The organism is Burkholderia sp. SJZ089, from assembly GCF_007828315.1.
Classification (GTDB): domain Bacteria; phylum Pseudomonadota; class Gammaproteobacteria; order Burkholderiales; family Burkholderiaceae; genus Burkholderia; species Burkholderia gladioli.
Genome location: NZ_VIUM01000010.1, coordinates 47336 through 63465, shown reverse-complemented (window position 1 = coordinate 63465; position 16130 = coordinate 47336). Strand labels below are relative to the sequence as shown.

Sequence of the window (16130 nt, the reverse complement as noted above, 5' to 3'; positions counted from 1 at the left end):
CCGGGCTCGATGCGGGCATGCCGCCACGCCGAGGACCGAGGTCGAACGCGTGCCGGTGCTGCATGCCTGCTGCGCGCCATTGTCGCCTTGTTGGTGCGGTGCATTCATCGGGATTTGCACTGAGGCGCCGCCTCGCGCAAGCGCCGGTCCCGCGCGATGGCGCGTCGCGGCAACGCGCGCGGCGACGCGCCGGCGAAAACGCGCAATGAAGCGCGTGTGGCAATCGCGTGACTGCAGGGAAACCTCGATTGCCGCGCGGATTGTGGCGGGCTACCAGCCGCGCGGCGCGAGGTCATGCATGACACGTCGCGTAAGCCACCACAGGCCGCAACGGCTTGCCAGCCGGCTATCGGCTCGGCTTACTTCGCCAGGCCCGGGCCGCCCGGCTTCGGCACCTCGATTCAAGCCGCCGCGGTATCGGCCCTCGACTTCACCGCATTCGCCACCACGCCGCCTTCGCGCGCGCCACGACGATCGGCGCGGATCATCTCGCTGGCGCGCTCGGCGATCATCAGCGTCGGCGAGTTGGTATTGCCCGAGGTGATGGTCGGCATCACCGAGGCATCCACCACGCGCAGCCCCTCGATGCCGCGCACGCGCAGGCGGCTGTCGACCACCGCGGCCGGATCGTCGGCGCGTCCCATGCGGCAGGTGCCGACCGGATGGAAGATGGTGGTGCCCACCGCGCCGGCCGCCTCCACCAGCTCGGCCTCGCTCTGGTAGCGCGTGCCCGGCAGCACCTCCTCGGGACGATAGCGCGCCAGCGCCGGCGCCGCCGCGATGCGGCGCGTCAGGCGCAGCGCGTTCACGGCCACGCGCCGATCCGCTTCGGTCGACAGGTAGTTCGGCGCGATGCGCGGCGCCGCGAACGGATCGGGCGAGTCGACATGGATGCTGCCGCGCGAGCTCGGACGCAGGTTGCAGACCGAGGCGGTGAAGGCGTCGTGGCGATGCAGCGGCTCGCCGAAGCGATCGAGCGAGAGCGGCTGCACGTGATACTCGAGATCGGGCCGCGTGATCGCGGCATCGGCGGGATCGGAGCGGGTGAACACGCCGAGCTGCGAGGGCGCCATCGCCATCGGCCCGCTCTGCCGCAGCAGGTATTCGGCGCCGATCGCCAGCTTGCCCCACCAATGCGCCGACAAGGTGTTGAGCGTGCGCACGCCGGCCACGCGATAGGCCATGCGCAATTGCAGGTGGTCCTGCAGGTTCTCGCCCACGCCGGGCAGGTCGCGCCGCACCGCGATGCCGAGCGCGCCCAGCCGCCGGCCGTCGCCGATGCCCGAGCGTTCGAGCAGGGCCGGTGAATTGACGGCGCCCGAGGCCAGGATCACCTCGCCGCGCGCGCGGGCCACGAAGTCCTGGCCGCCGCCGCGATACTCGACGCCGCTGCAGCGCGCGCCCTCGAACACCAGCCGCTCGGCCTGCGCGCCGGTGATGATGCTCAGGTTCGGGCGCGACATGGCCGGGCGCAGGAAGGCCTTCGAGGCGTTCCAGCGCACGCCGCGCTTCTGGTTCACGTCGAAATAGCCGACCCCGTCGTTGTCGCCGCGATTGAAATCGTCGGTGGCGGGAATGCCGGTCTGCTGCGCGGCCTGCGAGAAGGCCTCGAGAATTTCCCAATGCAGCCTCTGCTTCTCGACCCGCCACGGGCCGCCCGCGCCATGCGCCTCGTCGGCGCCGCCATGATGATCCTCGCTGCGCCTGAACACCGGCAGCACCGCGTCCCAGGCCCAGCCCGAGTCGCCGGTCAGCTGCGCCCAGCCGTCGTAATCCTCGCGCTGACCGCGCATGTAGATCATGCCGTTGATCGACGAGCAGCCGCCCAGCACGCGCCCGCGCGGATAGGACAGCGCGCGGCCGTTCAGCGCCGCCTCGGGCTCGGTCTTGTAGAGCCAGTCGGTGCGCGGGTTGCCGATGCAGTAGAGATAACCGACGGGAATGTGGATCCAGTGGTAGTCGTCCTTGCCGCCGGCCTCGAGCAGCAGGACCGAGACATCCGGATCCTCGCTGAGGCGATTGGCGAGCACGCAGCCGGCCGTGCCGGCGCCGACGATCACATAGTCGAATTCACCCTCGAGCGTGCGCTGGGAAGTCACGATGCGTCTCCTTGGTTTGTTCTGGCAGCGGCTGGCCTCGGGCGCGCCGCGATGGATCGAAGCGTACTCGCGCGGCGCCCCCGGCATCCAATGAGTTATGCTGAACAGCTTCATAAGCCGCGCTAATATCGCTCGATGGACCTGATCCTGCTCCGTGCGTTCGCGACGGTGGCCCGCGAAGGCAACCTGACGCGCGCCGCTGCCCGCCTGTGCCTGACGCAGCCGGCCGTCAGCCTGCAGATCAAGCATCTGCAGCAGACGCTCGGCGTGGTGCTGTTCTCGCGCACCTCGCGCGGGCTGGTGCTCACGCGCGACGGTCAGGCCCTGCTGCCGCATGCCGAGCGCGCCTTGGCGGCCGCCGCCGAGGTGCAGCGCGCGGCCAGCGCCTTGCGCCAGGAAGTGCGCGGGCGCCTGCGCATCGGCACCGTGCTCGATCCCGAATTCCTGCGGCTCGGCGGCTTCCTGCGCCAACTGGTCGAAACCCATCCGCAGATCGAGACCGAGCTGCGTCACGGCATGTCGGGCTGGGTCCGCGACGCGGTCCAGGCGCGCGAGCTCGACGTCGGCTATTCGATCGGCCGGCCCGACGACGATGCCGGCGACGCCGCCCTGTTCCACACCCTCACGCTGACGCGCTACCACTACCGCGTGCTGGCGCCGGCCGGCTGGAAGGAACGCGTGCAGCGCGCTCGCGACTGGCGCGCGCTGGCCGCCCTGCCGTGGATCTGGACGCCGCCCTCCTCGGCCCATCATCGGCTGCTCTCGCGCCTGTTCGGCGAGGCCGGCGTGCAGCCGGTGAAGGTGGCCGAGGTCGACCAGGAGCCTTCGATGCTGGATCTGGTGAAGTCCGGCGTCGGCCTCACCCTGGTGCGCGACTCGATCGCCCTGCGCGAGGCACATGCGCACGCGCTGGTGATCGTCGAGGCGGTGACGGTGCCCACCGAGCTGACCTTCCTCACGCTGGCCGAGCGCCGCGAAGAGCCCGCCATCGCGGCGGCCTTGCGGCTGGTCGAGCAGCAATGGGCGAGCTGAGGCGCAGCCCTCTTCACCTCGCATCGCCTATCCACGTTGGCCGCACTTATCCACGGTTTTGCGTTCGCGCCAGGGTGAGTCGGGCGTTTCGTTACCGCTCACCTTGCGCCGAAATCGACAGCGAGCGGCACGCGCCTCATTACGTCACGCCACGGTCGCGGACTTTTTGCTAGATTGATCCCCCACCCAAGGCGATTCGATCGCCCAGACCGAGGAGAACTGCATGGCACGCAACATCGAGATCAAGGCTCGCGCCCGCGACTTTGACAGCCTGCGCGAAAAGGCAGCATCGCTCGCGACCGACGAACCGCTGTTCTACCGTCAGCAGGACTTCTTCTACGACGTGCCGCGCGGCCGGCTCAAGCTGCGCCGCTTCGACGACAACACGCCGGCCGAGCTGATCTTCTACCAGCGCGACGATCGCGACGGCCCGAAGGCCTCGTACTACACGCGCAGCCCCGTCACCAATCCCGAGGCGATGCACTCGCTGCTGGCCACCGCGCTGACCACGCGCGGCATCGTCACCAAGGAACGCCACGTCTACCTGGCGGGCCGCACGCGCATCCACCTGGACCGCGTCGACGGCCTGGGCGACTTCGTCGAGCTGGAAGTGGTGCTGGCCGAGGACGACGACGAGAGCGGCGGCGAAACCGAGGCGCATGAAGTGTTCGCCAAGCTCGGCGTGTCGAGCGACGACCTGGTGGCGGTCGCCTATGTCGACCTGCTCGCCGCGCAGGAACCGAGCGCCGCCTGAACGGCGCCGCGCGCGGTGCCTGGCCGTCCCGCGCGGAACGAAGCGTCGCCGCCGCATAGTGAAGCGGCGACGACGCCTCAGGCCGGCGCCGCGCCCGGCTCCAGGTGCGACAGCGGCAGCGGCCCGTTGCGCTTGAAGGTGGTCAGCACGATATTCGAGCGCACGCTATCCACGCCGGGCACCCGCATCAGCTTCTTCATCACGAAGGTGGACAGCGCGTTGAGGTCCGGCGCCACGATGCGCAGCAGGTAATCGGCATCGCCCACCACCGCATGGCATTCGAGCACCTCGGCCAGCACGTCGATCTGCTGCTGGAACTGCTCGATGATCGAATCGCCATGGTGCTTGAGCTTCAGGCTCGTGAAGGCGGTCACGCCCAGCCCGAGCCGCTCGGGCCGCAGCACCACGCGATAGCCGTCGATCACGCCGGCCGATTCGAGCCGCTGCAGGCGCCGGCCGATCTGCGAGGGCGAGAGCGGCACCTGCTCGCCGAGCTGCTGATGCGTGGCGCGTCCGAAACGCTGCAGCACGTCGAGCAGGGCCAGGTCGAAGTGATCGAGTTCCAGCATGAAGATTCTCCGCGTCGAATATCTTTTTGATGCGCGATTATCGCATCATCGATCGGTTTCACGTCGAGATTGCGCCCTTCCCGCGCGCCGGCCGCTCTACACTGGCATCTCGTTCCACCACTCGCCAGCGAGCCAGTCATGTCCACCGTCGTCACCGCGAAACTGCAGGAGCAGTTCGACGCGGGCCTCGAAACCCGCGCCGATTTCACCATCGACCAGCCGCTCGAGCGTTACGGCCGGGTTGATCACGCGGTGTGGGCGCAGCTCTACGCGCGGCAGACGGCGCTGCTGGAAGGGCGCGCCGCCGACGCCTTCGTGGCCGGCATGAAGCGGCTCACGCTGCCGGCCGATCGCGTGCCCTCGTTCGAGGAGGTGAATCGGCAGCTCGAGCCCGCCACCGGCTGGAAGATCGTCGCGGTGCCGGGCCTGGTGCCCGGCGACGTGTTCTTCGCCCACCTGGCCGAGCGGCGCTTCCCGGTGACCTGGTGGATGCGCCGCCCGGACCAGCTCGACTACCTGCAGGAACCCGACTGCTTCCACGACCTGTTCGGCCATGTGCCGCTGCTGATCGACCCGGTGTTCGCCGACTACATGCACGCCTACGGCCGGGCCGCGCTGGCGGTTGCCGACGATCCCTTCGCGCTCTCGCTGCTGGGCCGGCTCTACTGGTACACGGTCGAGTTCGGGCTGATCCGCAGCCGGCATGATCGCGACACGCTGCAGATCTACGGCGCGGGCATCGTGTCGAGCTGCGGCGAGTCGGTCTACAGCCTGGAGAGCGAGGCGCCCAACCGGATCGGCTTCGAGCTCGACCGGGTGATGCGCACCGCCTATCGCATCGACACCTTCCAGAAGACCTATTTCGTGATCGACGACTTCGAGCAATTGTTCGCCCTGCTGAAGGTCGATGCGAGGGCGCTGGCCAGGCGCCTGGCCGGCATGAGCGAGTATCCGGCAGGCGCGGTGCTCGACGGGGATCGGGTGATCCATCGCGGCACCGGCGAGGGCTGGACGCAGAACCAGGACGCCACGCACTGAGCAGCGATCGTGCCCCGATCAAGCGGCGGTACGTGCAAGTATGAAAGAATGTCCGAATCGGCGCGCCTCCACGAGACCGGCGCGCCTCATTCGGAGACGAGGCCATCAAGATGATCCACAAGCTCACATCGGAAGAACGCAAGACGCAGCTCGAGACGCTGCCGCACTGGTCGGCCGTGCCCGGCCGCGATGCGATCGAGCGCAGCCTGCGTTTCGCCGACTTCAACGCCGCGTTCGGCTTCATGACGCGCGTCGCCATCAAGGCGCAGGAAATGAACCATCATCCCGAGTGGTTCAATGTCTACAACCGTGTCGACATCACCCTCTCGACGCATGACGCGAACGGCCTGACCGAACGCGACATCGCGCTGGCGCGCTTCATCGACGAAGCGGGCCGCGAGGCCCAGCTCGGCTGATCCTCCCTGGGCGCCGCGCATCACCTTCCCGCGCGGTGTCCTTTCCCACCCCTTCTCGAATCGCCGCTGCGATCGCAGCACGTCTCGCGCCCTTCCCTATTTCTAACCATTACCGAAGCGCGGATGGGGTCGATACGGCGAAACCGACAAACCGCCGACGAAGCGCCGACACCCGACCAACGCTCGCCTGACGAAACCACCATCCCCGCAGGCCGCGCGAATCACGTCTGTCAGCGCGCACCACGCCGCTGCCGCCGATTCTTCATGGCTTCACCACAAAAGCACCGCGCAAAACAAAACGCGCGTCAACGGTTCACCGTCAACGCGCGTTCCTTTGATAACGGAAAGCTGTGAAAAGGTGCGAGCCTTCAGCTTTCCAAGCCGTTCATAAGGCGCACGTAAGACTCCCAGGCGCGACGCGCAATGGGGTCCAAACCTTCCAGTTTCAGTGCGCTTTGCCGCTGTACAATCAGCAACGCATACGGCTTGGAAAGCGCGCTCGCTTCTTCGCACAGTCTGAGTTCGTCGCCGCTGGACGGCGAACGGGCGCGCCAGAAATTGATCGCGGCTTCGAGTTCGTGGATCGAGATGTCGGACATATAGTTGGAATTTCGTTCGCTAGCCGCCTTGCCTGTCGTCGGCCACGCGACATGCTGTTGGAAACGGCGTCGTGCTGTCCCAGCCAACCCATTGTACTTGAGCGAATCTCATGCGACTCCTCCTCATCGAAGACGACCGCCCCATCGCACGCGGCATCCAGAGCAGCCTCGAACAAGCCGGCTTCACCGTCGACATGGTTCATGACGGCATTTTCGCCGAGCAGGCGCTCGCGCAGAATCGCCATGAACTGGTGATCCTCGACCTGGGCCTGCCCGGCATCGACGGCATGACCCTGCTGTCGCGCTTCCGTCAGACCAATCGCCATACGCCGGTAATCGTGCTGACCGCGCGCGACGAGCTGAACGACCGCGTGCAGGGCCTCAATTCCGGCGCCGACGACTACATGCTCAAGCCCTTCGAACCGGCCGAGCTGGAAGCGCGAATCCGCGCCGTGATGCGCCGCAGCGGCCCGCACAGCGACATGCCGCGTCCGGAAGTCTCGCTCGGCGGCGTGCGCCTGTCGGGCGTCGATCGCCGCATCTTCAACGACGACAAGCCGCTCGAGCTGTCGCCGCGCGAATTCGCGGTGCTCGAAATGCTGCTGCTGCGCCACGGCCGCGTGGTCAGCAAGGCCCAGCTGCAGGATCACCTGACCCACTTCGGCGGCGATCTCGGCGATACCGCGATCGAAGTCTATGTGCACCGCGTGCGCAAGAAGCTCGAGCAATGCCGTGTCGAGATCGTCACGGTGCGCGGCTTCGGCTACCTGCTGCAGGAAATCCGCCAGCCGGCCAGCGTCTGAAGCCGCGCGCGCCGCGTGTCCGCCGGCCCTTCGCGGGCCGGTGATGACGCGGCAGCGCCACCCCGACGCCAACGCGGCAGGCCTCGCGCCATGCCGCGTTTTCGTATCCCCGCCGCGCCCGGTTCATGCCGGGCGCTGCTTTTTGGATGGTTGACGCGATGTCCACTGAACCGGCCGCTTCCAGCCTGCGCCGCTCGCTGCTGCGCCGCCTCGCCGCCCCGCTGTCGATGCTCGCGCTGATGAGCGGCCTGATCGCCTACTGGCTGGCCTGGCAGTACACGCAGCACGTGATCGACCGTTCGCTGGCCGATCTCGCCACCGCGATCTCCAAGCAGATCCAGATCGCCGGGCCCGACGCGCCGTTCACGGTGCCGCCGCTGGCACAGGCGATGTTCTCCGATCCCGCCGAGCAGCTGATCTACCGCATCAGCGACGGCGAGCACGAGCTGGCCGGCGACCCGCGACTGCCGCTGCAGGGCACCAGCGTGCGCCGCATGCATTACGCCTATGTGTTCGAGTCCGACTACGAGGGCCAGGCCGTGCGCGTCGCGCAGGTGCGCGTGGAGCAGGCCGACAGCGGCAATCCGATGATCGTCGAGGTGGCCCAGCCGGTGCGCCACCGCTACCAGATCGCGGCCGAATTCCTGGTGGCGATCATGATGCCGCTGCTGCTGTTGCTGCTGGCCGGCTGGGGCATCGTCTGGCGCGTGGTGAACCAGCAGCTCGGGCCGCTCACGCATCTGGCCGATTCGCTGAACCGGCAGACTCATACCTCGCTGGAGCCGGTCGACGAGACCGAGGTGCCGCTCGAGATCCGGCCGCTCACCAGCGCCATGAACGCGCTGCTCGGGCGCCTGAAGACCGCGCTCGACGCGCAGCGCAAGTTCATCGCCGATGCCGCGCACCAGCTGCGCACGCCGCTGACCGCGGTGAAGCTGCATGCCGAGCAGGCCGCCGTGGCGCGCGACCCCCAGCAGACCCTGACCGCCGTGCACGAGCTGCGCGCCGCCGCCGATCGCGCGGTGCGGCTCTCGAATCAGTTGCTGTCGCTGGCGCGCGCCGAGCCGGGCGAGCAGGCGGCCCGCTTCGTGGAGGTCGACCTGGCGGCGCTGGCCTTCGAGACCGGCGCCGAATGGGTGCCGCGCGCGCTGGCCTGCCATGTCGACCTGGGCTTCCAGACCGACGACGAACACGCCGCCGGCAGCGGCCGCGCCGCCTCGGTCGGCGACGACGACAGCGAGGAACTGCCGCCCGACGAGTTCGACCTGGCCAGCGTGCCGCCGCTGGTGGTGCGCGGCAACCCGGTGCTGCTGCGCGAGGTGATCGCGAACCTGCTCGACAACGCGCTGAAATACGTGCCGCTGGCGCGTCCCGAAGGCGCGCGCATCACGCTGAACGTCTCGCAGGTGACGCTCGGCAACGGCCGCGCCGCCGCCGAGATCGTGGTCGAGGACAATGGATCGGGGGTGCCGGCCGGGCAGCAGGCCGACCTGTTCAAGCGCTTCTTCCGCGGCGACGCGCAGAGCGGCAATGGGGTGGAGACCGGCGCGGGGCTGGGTTTGGCGATCGTGCACGACATCATCGCGATGCACGACGGCGCGGTGTCCTATGCCGATGCGCCCGAGGGCGGTTCGCGCTTCATCGTGCGGATCCCGCTGGCCGCGAAGCCGGCCGAGGCGGCGCCGAAGGCCGCCGAATCGGCGACGCAGCACGCCTGAGCGCGTCGGCGCCCGGGCCGGGGCTGCATGACGGCGCCACCCGGGCGGCCGTCATGCGCCGGCCTCACTTCTTCTTTTTGGTGCCTTTTTCGGCGCCCTTTTCCTTGCGCGAGGCCTTGTCGGCCTTGCCCGCCTTCTCGCCCTTCTCCGACCTGGCGTCCTTCTTCGCCTTCTTCTTTTTCTTCTTGTCCTCGTCGTTGACGGCCAGCAGCGTGCCGCGGCAGCTCGCGGTGCCGCAATGGCAGGCGTATTCGCGCTTGAGCTCCTTGGTCAGCTTGGCGTCGATCACCAGGCCGTAGTCGTAGAACAGCTCCTCGCCGGCCGCGATGTCGCGCAGCGCCTGGATATGCACCCGCCCGGCGGTTTCCTCGGCCTCGCAGTTCGGCTCGCAGGAATGGTTGATCCAGCGCGCGCTGTTGCCGTCGACCTTGCCGTCGATCACGCCGCCCTCTTCGAGCGCGAAATAGAAGGTGTGGTTGGGCTCGTTCGGATCGTGCGGGTGGCGGCGCAGCGCCTCCTTCCAGGAGATCCGCTCGCCCTTGTACTCGACCACGCGCTCGCCCGCGCTGATCGGCGCGACCGCGAATACGCCCTTGCCGTGAACGCCGGAACGGCGCACCACGATCCTGCGTGAACTCATCGATGAATCCTTGTGAAGACGATGGAATGGCGCGATACCGGCCGCCGGCGTGGCGCCGTCCGCCCGCCGCGCGCGAAAGCGCCAGCGCGCGGGGAGCATGACCCGGCGACCAGCCGCCGTGAACGAGCCAACCGAATGCTACACGCTCGGCCTTGCTTCGTTCAACCAATCGGGCGAAGCGACGTGGGTTGGCGACGACGCGGGCGCGTCGTGCCGATCATGATGCAGCATCAAAAACATGGCGGCGCAGACGCGCGGGATCGCTTCCCTCGCATGCCGGCACCGCCTGCGCCGCCGCGGCCGCGCTCAGCGCTGGCCGAACGAGATGTCGCCGAACAGGTTCTTCTGGTCGCGCGGCTGCGAGCGCCAGTATTGCGGCGGCGCCGTCACCGTCGCGCCGAGCTCGGCGGCCGCATGCCACGGCCAGCGCGGATCGTAGAGCATCGCGCGAGCCAGCGCGACCGCGTCGGCATCGCCCTCGGCGACGATCTTCTCGGCCTGCGCCGGCTCGGTGATCAGGCCGACCGCGAAGGTGGTCAACTCCACCGCGTGCCGCACCGCGCGCGCGAACGGCACCTGGTAGCCGGCCGACAGCGGGATCTTCTGCAGCGGCGAGACGCCGCCCGAGGACACGTCGATCCAGTCGCAGCCGCGCGCCTTGAGCGCCTTCGCGAAGGCGATCGTCTCGTCCAGCGTCCAGCCGCCCTCGACCCAGTCGGTGGCCGAGACGCGCACGCCCACCGGCCGATCCGCGGGGAACGCGGCGCGCACGATCTCGAAGATCTCGAGCGGGAAGCGCATGCGGTTCTCGAGCGAGCCACCGTATTCGTCGCCGCGCTGGTTGGCCAGCGGCGAGAGGAACTGGTGCAGCAGGTAGCCGTGCGCGGCATGCACTTCCAGCGCATCGATGCCGAGCCGCGCGGCGCGCCTGGCGGTGGCCTCGAAGGCGCGGCGCAGGCGATTCAGGCCGGCCGTGTCGAGCGCCAGCGGCGCCGTCTCGCCTTCCTTGTGCGGCACCGCCGAGGGCGCATGCGGCAGCCAGCCGCCGTCGGCTACTTCGATCAGCGAGCCGCCTTCCCAGGGCGCGCGGCTCGAGGCCTTGCGCCCGGCGTGACCGATCTGCATCGCCACGCGGATCGGCGAATGCTTGCGGATCGCCGCCAGCAGCGGCACGTAGGCGGCCTCGGTGGCGTCGTCCCACAAGCCGAGATCGCCCGGCGTGATGCGGCCGTCGGGCTCGACCGCGACGGCCTCGGTGCAGAGCATCGCGGCGCCCGACAGGGCGAGCTGGCCGAGATGGATGGTGTGCCAGGCGGTCGGCTCGCCGCGCTCGGCCGAGTACTGGCACATCGGCGACACGACGATACGGTTCGGCAGCGTGACATCACGCAGTTGGAGGGGAGAAAACAGGGCGCTCATCGGGTATGACTCGCTACAGGGGGACGGGAGCGGACGAGGTTAGCACGCGTGCCGCGCGGCTGCTGGCGCGGGCCCGGGCCCGGGCCGCTTCCGGCGGCACCGCCAAGGCGGGCGAAGGTGCCGGATGAAGATGTGGATGCAAGTATCGGAGCCGCCAAGCAAAACGGCACGCCATGCGTGCCGTTTCGAGATCCACTGCCGGTTCCGGTTGCCCGTGCCGCTCAGAGCCCCACCGAGGCGAGCCATTCGCCGAACATGCGCGCCGCGGCCGGTTCCAGCGCCGGCCCGTGCTGGGCCGTGGCCGCGCGCAATTGCCGGGCATCCACCCCGGGTGCCGAGCCGATCTCGCTGGCATGGCCGATCAGCCAGGCCTCGAAGCTCTCGGTGGCGACTTCCGGATGGCATTGCAGGCCCAGCACATGCTGGCCCCACGAGAACGCCTGGTGCGCGCAATCGGGCGTGGAGGCGAGATGGATCGCGCCGGGCGGCAGGTCGAAGGTATCGCCATGCCAGTGCAGCATCGAGGTCTCGCTGCCGGCCAGGTGCCGCAGCGGCGACGCGAGGCCCGCGTCGGTCAGCGTCAGCGGCGTCCAGCCGATTTCCTTGACCTTGCCCGGATAGACGCGCGCACCGAGCGCGCGGGCGATAAGCTGGGCGCCCAGGCAGATCCCGAGCGTCGGCAGGCCCGCTTCGATGCGCTTGCGGATCAGCTCGACCAGCGGCGCCGTGGTCGGATAGAGATCATCGTCATAGGCGCTGATCGGACCGCCCAGCACCACCAGCAGGGATGGGCCGCAGGCATCGAGCACCTCGACGCGCGAGGTGCCGACGTCGACATACCGCACCCGCCTGCCCCGCTGGCCGAGCACGCGCTCGAAGCTGCCGAGGTCCTCGAAGTGCACGTGGCGGATTGCTACGACTTCTGCATTCATTCAACCGAACTCCGTCTGGCACGCCACGCGCGGCGCGTCATCACAACTGCGCGAACACCTTCCAGGTCTTCTTCTGCGTCAGCGCATCGGCTTCCTCGTGCACCGAGCAGTCGAGGCGCAGGTCGCTGTCGGCCATCGTCAGGTCGAGCAGCGAGCAGCGATACGACGGCTTCTTGGCGGCCTTGCCGGGCTGGAAGTGCTTGCAGGTGACGCACATGCGGTGCTGGGGCGCCTGGCCCGCCACCTGCAGTTCGCGCAGCACCTTCAGCAGCGAGCGGTACAGGGCGCCCTGCTCGTCGCTGGCCAGCACGCCTACCGCCTTCGACAGGAACTCCGGCCACTGCAGCGCCTTCTTGGCCGCGGTGCGGCCGCGAGCGCTCAGGCGCACCGCCAGCGCGCGACCGTCGTCGAGCGCGCGGCGCTTTTCGACGAGACCCTTGCTTTCGAGCGTGCTGACCGCGTCGCTGGTGGTCGCCGCGGTGAGCTGGGTTTCACGGGCGATCTCACCGAGCCGCATCGGGCCCTTGCGTTGCAGCAGCAACACCAGGATTTCGCCCTGCGTCGGCGTGAGGCCAGCGCCTTCCGCCCAATCCCATGCCTCGCTCCGCATGGCCGTGCTCAATCGCAACAGGCTGTGGGTCACACGACCCGCTGCCTCGTTCCCGTATACGCCTTCGCTCATAGTCTTTTCGCTGTTGCCGGCCTCGGTTCCATCCGACGGCCTTTGTGGGGAGATCCGTGTCCGGTCCTGCGATCGAGCTGCAGTGCCCGGAACGGCGCAACCGATGCCCGTTCACCGTGGCTGGATTCGCCACGAACCGGCGCGCGAACGCGGCACTATCCGGTGCCGTCGATCGCAAAGCCGACATTCTAAGCGAGAGCGGAAAATCGCACAGCTAAGTTATCCAAATAAGTCTGTGGATAAAGCGAGGGTAAGTGAATCAGCGCGCTGTGGTTTCGTGAATCAATCTCATATGAAATCACCGCGACGCTTTCATTCGACAAACAACGCGCCGCCGCGGGCCTTGCGCGGGGCGCCCGGCGGCGCTCGCAGAGCCTTGACTTTGCTGGGAAAGTCCCGGTTATCCACAAGCGCGCCAGGCGAATTGTTTGCGACTACTACCTTTGTTCGGTCAGGACGGACAGTCGGTATCGCTTTGCGCCAGTACAGCCGATGGCGGAAATAGTCTTTTTCATTCGCGCCAGCGCAAGCACTGTTGTCGCACCGTCTCGTTGAGCGATTTTTCCTGCTTGAAAACGGTGCGCAGCCAGGAAGCGTCGTTCACGCGCGCCTTGGCCAGCGCGCCCACCTCGTCGAGCGCGGCGCGCGAGCCGAGCGCGGCCGCGTGCGGGGCGAGCTTGTCGAGCGTGTCGAGGATGTCCTCGGCGATGGTGCGCCGCTCGCCCGTCTGCGGGTTCACGCAGGTGCCGTCCAGGCCGAAGCGGCAGGCCTCGAAGCGGTTGAAGGTATAGACCAGGTAATCGTCCTCGGACAGCGTGAGCGGCTTGTCGAGCAGCAGGTAGCGCGCCAGCGTCTGGATGTAGCAGGCGATCGCCGCCGCGCGGTCGACCGACAGCGGCGTATCCATCACGCGCACCTCGATCGTGCCGAAGCCGGGCTTGGGACGGATGTCCCAGTAGAAGTCCTTCATGCTGTTGACCACGCCCGTGTTGACCATCTTCGAGAAGTACTCCTCGAAGCCGTCCCAGGTCAGCGTATAGGGCGCGCGGCCCGACATCGGGAAGGCGAACACCGAATTGAGGCGGGCCGAATGAAAGCCGGTGTCCACATTCTGGACATAGGGCGAGGAGGCCGACAGCGCGATGAAGTGCGGGATGTAGCGCGACATCGAGTGCAACAGGAACAACGCGCTGTCCGCGTCGGGGCAGCCGATGTGCACGTGCTGGCCGAACACCGTGAACTGCTTGGCCAGGTAGCCGTACAGCTCGGACAGGTACTGGAAGCGCGGCGCGTCGTAGATCTGCCGCTCGCTCCATTGCTGGAAGGTGTGGGTGCCGCCGCCGCACAGCCCGACGTTGAGATGGTCGGCCGCCTTGACCAGCACGTCGCGGATCGCATGCAGTTCGCTCAGGGCCTGCTCGTGCGAATGGCAGATGCCGGTCGACAGCTCGATCATGCTCTCGGTGATTTCGGGCGTGATGTTGCCCGGGTGCGGCTCGTTCTCGACCAGGCGCATCAGGTCGGAAGCCGCTTTGGTCAGATCGTAGTTGTGAGTGTTGACGATCTGGATTTCGAGTTCGACGCCGAAGGTGAACGGCTCGGAATTGTTGAAGGTTTCGAGTGCCATGGCGAATTCCGGATAACGGGTTGGGCACGGCCGCCGCCGTCTCGACGCAGGGCGGCGGCCGCGCCGGTCAGCTTTCGTCGCGTCGTTCGCCGACAGCCGACAGGCTGCGGTAGACGAACAGCGGACCGACCAGCTGCAGCAGAACGATCGAGCACATCACGACCGCGCGCAGGTGCGGGTCGAAATTCGGATAGGCCTGGTAGGTGTCGTCGACCAGGAGGTAGGCGAGCGCCGACATCGGCGCCAGCGACAAGCCGAGCGCGACGCCCTGCTTGACGTTGATGCCGCTCTTCTTCGCGAAGGCGACCACCCCCACCAGCTTGGCGACCAGCCGCGTGAGGATCAGCACCACCGCCACCAGCCCGCCGGTGGCGAGGTCGTGCCAGGTGAACGAGGTCAGCGTCAGCACGAACAGGATCACGGTCAGCAGCCAGCCGGCGGTGCCGAAGTGCTCGGGCCAGAGCTGCGGGCGCACCTCGAGGTTCTTCACGATGATGCCGGCCAGCAGCAGGGTCAGCACGGTCGAGAGCTTGAGCGCCTGGGCGACCGCGATGGCCAGCACCACCAGGCCGAACAGGGCGACGAAGGAATGCTCGTCGCGCATCGCCGGCGCGATGTGGCGGAACAGGTAGCGGCAGGCGCGCGCCAGCAGGTAGGCCAGGATCAGCGAACCGGCGATCAGGTAGATCGGCTGGAGGATGGTGGCGAACACGTTGCCGTATTCCTCCTGGTGCAGCCAGCTGGTCAGCAGCTTGGTGAGCACCACCGAATAGACGCTGTTGAGCGCCGTCAGCGTGAGCAGCCGTTGCGAGACCTGCCCTTCCGCGCGCAGCTCGGTCTTGAGCTGGATCGCCATCGCGGGCGAGGTGGCCACCGCGATGGCGGCCAGCACGATCGACACCATCGCCGGCACGCCGAGCACCAGCAGCACGGTCAGCACCAGGGCGAAGGTCAGCGTCGCCTCGGCCACGCTGGTGGCGATCAGCCAGGGGTTGCGGCGGATCCAGCGCAGGTCGAGCCGGTTGCCGAGCTCGAACAGCAGCAGGCCGAGCGCGACGTTGATCAACAGTCGCGCGCTGTCGCTGCTGCTCGCGTCGATCGCGCCGAAGCCGGCCGAGCCGGCGATCAGGCCGATCACCGCATAACCGGTCACGCGCGGCAGGCGCCAGGCCCGGTAGCAGAGCTCGCCGCACAGGCCGGCGGCAAACAGCGCAATCCCGGCCCAGAACACGGCGTCGGGAACGAGCGGCCAATTCGGTAGAAACGAGAACGCCGACTTCATCGTGGTGACTTCTCCTATTCGAAGGCAACCGGCAGCGACGCGGGGTCGAGCATGTCGAACGAGTGGGCGCGCTGGCGGCTGATTGCCCCGTGATCGGTGTGTTCGCTGGTCTGGGCGTCAGGACACGGGGCTGCCCGATTCGCGGCGGGTGGACTTGCCGCTCGGGACATGGCCGATCTGATCGTCGGCCTGGGGTGTGAAGGAAACAGCGCGATCTCTCATCCTCAGATTCCGATCCGCAATAACTGTTCCGTGGGTGCCGCGCCGGTGGCATGCCGGTGCGGCGCGAAGGTGTCCGATTGTGCCACATCTATTTCGATCCGGATCGGATTTGTCCGGTGCCTGGCCGCCCGGCTGATGGCTCGGGGTTATATCCAAAGGTTTACCTGTATGTATACATAGTAGAAGTTAACAAAGGCATGCCTTTTCTGTGGATAACTCCGGTAAACCTCACAGATTCATGGGCTTGGGAAAATCATAAGCACTCGCACAGGCTGTGCGTGCGCACAGGGATTCACAG

15 protein-coding genes are annotated in these 16130 nt (G+C 67.7%); 6 read left to right on the top strand and 9 right to left on the bottom strand.

What is annotated here, in order from left to right; all coding sequences use genetic code 11:
• Positions 1 to 401: 401 nt before the first annotated feature.
• Positions 402 to 2099, bottom strand: a complete 1698-nt coding sequence (locus tag FB600_RS19425) for a GMC family oxidoreductase (RefSeq protein ID WP_145757271.1) — start codon at positions 2097 to 2099, stop codon at positions 402 to 404.
• Between the two features lie 135 nt (positions 2100 to 2234).
• Between FB600_RS19425 and FB600_RS19420 the strand changes: the two genes are divergently transcribed.
• Together FB600_RS19420 and FB600_RS19415 are read left to right on the top strand one after the other, a co-directional pair.
• Complete coding sequence (locus FB600_RS19420; protein WP_098153477.1) at positions 2235 to 3131, top strand: LysR family transcriptional regulator; 897 nt, start codon at positions 2235 to 2237, stop codon at positions 3129 to 3131.
• Between the two features lie 223 nt (positions 3132 to 3354).
• Positions 3355 to 3885, top strand: coding sequence for a class IV adenylate cyclase (locus tag FB600_RS19415; protein ID WP_013696150.1), 531 nt, complete (start codon positions 3355 to 3357; stop codon positions 3883 to 3885).
• 77 nt (positions 3886 to 3962) lie between these two features.
• Here the strand turns inward: FB600_RS19415 and FB600_RS19410 are convergent, their stop codons facing one another.
• A complete protein-coding gene (locus FB600_RS19410) occupies positions 3963 to 4454 on the bottom strand; it encodes an Lrp/AsnC family transcriptional regulator (RefSeq protein WP_013696149.1) in 492 nt (163 codons plus the stop codon).
• Positions 4455 to 4592: 138 nt separating this feature from the next.
• Between FB600_RS19410 and phhA the strand changes: the two genes are divergently transcribed.
• Together phhA and FB600_RS19400 are read left to right on the top strand one after the other, a co-directional pair.
• Positions 4593 to 5492: a phenylalanine 4-monooxygenase gene (phhA, locus tag FB600_RS19405; protein ID WP_145757272.1), complete on the top strand. Its 900-nt coding sequence runs from the start codon at positions 4593 to 4595 to the stop codon at positions 5490 to 5492.
• Between the two features lie 110 nt (positions 5493 to 5602).
• A complete protein-coding gene (locus FB600_RS19400) occupies positions 5603 to 5908 on the top strand; it encodes a 4a-hydroxytetrahydrobiopterin dehydratase (protein WP_013696147.1) in 306 nt (101 codons plus the stop codon).
• A 368-nt stretch (positions 5909 to 6276) separates the two neighbouring features.
• Here the strand turns inward: FB600_RS19400 and FB600_RS19395 are convergent, their stop codons facing one another.
• On the bottom strand, positions 6277 to 6507 hold the full coding sequence (locus FB600_RS19395) for a DUF3717 domain-containing protein (protein WP_013696146.1): 231 nt from the start codon (positions 6505 to 6507) through the stop codon (positions 6277 to 6279).
• Between the two features lie 110 nt (positions 6508 to 6617).
• On the opposite strand from FB600_RS19395, the gene FB600_RS19390 reads away from it, so the two are divergent.
• Positions 6618 to 7310 carry a response regulator transcription factor gene (locus FB600_RS19390; RefSeq protein ID WP_012734156.1) on the top strand — a complete coding sequence of 231 codons (693 nt, stop codon included), beginning with the start codon at positions 6618 to 6620 and terminating at the stop codon, positions 7308 to 7310.
• 158 nt (positions 7311 to 7468) lie between these two features.
• Positions 7469 to 9028, top strand: a complete 1560-nt coding sequence (locus tag FB600_RS19385; protein WP_025097700.1) for a sensor histidine kinase — start codon at positions 7469 to 7471, stop codon at positions 9026 to 9028.
• 64 nt (positions 9029 to 9092) lie between these two features.
• Here FB600_RS19385 and FB600_RS19380 read toward each other — a convergent pair whose 3' ends face one another.
• From FB600_RS19380 to FB600_RS19350, 6 genes are all read right to left on the bottom strand, one after another.
• Positions 9093 to 9668, bottom strand: coding sequence for an SET domain-containing protein (locus FB600_RS19380; RefSeq protein ID WP_013696144.1), 576 nt, complete (start codon positions 9666 to 9668; stop codon positions 9093 to 9095).
• A 306-nt stretch (positions 9669 to 9974) separates the two neighbouring features.
• Entirely contained in the window at positions 9975 to 11087 is a 1113-nt protein-coding gene (locus tag FB600_RS19375) for an NADH:flavin oxidoreductase/NADH oxidase (protein WP_096749972.1), read from the bottom strand.
• A gap of 221 nt (positions 11088 to 11308) precedes the next feature.
• Positions 11309 to 12019: a glutamine amidotransferase gene (locus FB600_RS19370; protein WP_013696142.1), complete on the bottom strand. Its 711-nt coding sequence runs from the start codon at positions 12017 to 12019 to the stop codon at positions 11309 to 11311.
• A 40-nt stretch (positions 12020 to 12059) separates the two neighbouring features.
• Positions 12060 to 12701: a MarR family winged helix-turn-helix transcriptional regulator gene (locus tag FB600_RS19365; RefSeq protein WP_013696141.1), complete on the bottom strand. Its 642-nt coding sequence runs from the start codon at positions 12699 to 12701 to the stop codon at positions 12060 to 12062.
• 511 nt (positions 12702 to 13212) lie between these two features.
• On the bottom strand, positions 13213 to 14328 hold the full coding sequence (locus tag FB600_RS19355; protein ID WP_017917940.1) for a YbdK family carboxylate-amine ligase: 1116 nt from the start codon (positions 14326 to 14328) through the stop codon (positions 13213 to 13215).
• Positions 14329 to 14395: 67 nt separating this feature from the next.
• The gene (locus tag FB600_RS19350) at positions 14396 to 15610 is read right to left on the bottom strand and encodes a cation:proton antiporter (protein WP_096749974.1); all 1215 of its coding nucleotides are present in this window, start codon (positions 15608 to 15610) and stop codon (positions 14396 to 14398) included.
• Positions 15611 to 16130: the final 520 nt, after the last annotated feature.

Excerpts from the sequence above, each read along its gene's own strand:
- FB600_RS19420 (WP_098153477.1), top strand. The coding sequence starts at position 2,235 with ATGGACCTGATCCTGCTCCGTGCGTTCGCGACGGTGGCCCGCGAAGGC.
- FB600_RS19365 (WP_013696141.1), bottom strand. The coding sequence starts at position 12,701 with ATGAGCGAAGGCGTATACGGGAACGAGGCAGCGGGTCGTGTGACCCAC.
- FB600_RS19415 (WP_013696150.1), top strand. The coding sequence starts at position 3,355 with ATGGCACGCAACATCGAGATCAAGGCTCGCGCCCGCGACTTTGACAGC.
- FB600_RS19375 (WP_096749972.1), bottom strand. The coding sequence starts at position 11,087 with ATGAGCGCCCTGTTTTCTCCCCTCCAACTGCGTGATGTCACGCTGCCG.
- FB600_RS19390 (WP_012734156.1), top strand. The coding sequence starts at position 6,618 with ATGCGACTCCTCCTCATCGAAGACGACCGCCCCATCGCACGCGGCATC.
- FB600_RS19385 (WP_025097700.1), top strand. The coding sequence starts at position 7,469 with ATGTCCACTGAACCGGCCGCTTCCAGCCTGCGCCGCTCGCTGCTGCGC.
- FB600_RS19350 (WP_096749974.1), bottom strand. The coding sequence starts at position 15,610 with ATGAAGTCGGCGTTCTCGTTTCTACCGAATTGGCCGCTCGTTCCCGAC.
- FB600_RS19400 (WP_013696147.1), top strand. The coding sequence starts at position 5,603 with ATGATCCACAAGCTCACATCGGAAGAACGCAAGACGCAGCTCGAGACG.
- FB600_RS19380 (WP_013696144.1), bottom strand. The coding sequence starts at position 9,668 with ATGAGTTCACGCAGGATCGTGGTGCGCCGTTCCGGCGTTCACGGCAAG.
- FB600_RS19370 (WP_013696142.1), bottom strand. The coding sequence starts at position 12,019 with ATGAATGCAGAAGTCGTAGCAATCCGCCACGTGCACTTCGAGGACCTC.
- FB600_RS19410 (WP_013696149.1), bottom strand. The coding sequence starts at position 4,454 with ATGCTGGAACTCGATCACTTCGACCTGGCCCTGCTCGACGTGCTGCAG.
- FB600_RS19395 (WP_013696146.1), bottom strand. The coding sequence starts at position 6,507 with ATGTCCGACATCTCGATCCACGAACTCGAAGCCGCGATCAATTTCTGG.
- FB600_RS19355 (WP_017917940.1), bottom strand. The coding sequence starts at position 14,328 with ATGGCACTCGAAACCTTCAACAATTCCGAGCCGTTCACCTTCGGCGTC.
- phhA (WP_145757272.1), top strand. The coding sequence starts at position 4,593 with ATGTCCACCGTCGTCACCGCGAAACTGCAGGAGCAGTTCGACGCGGGC.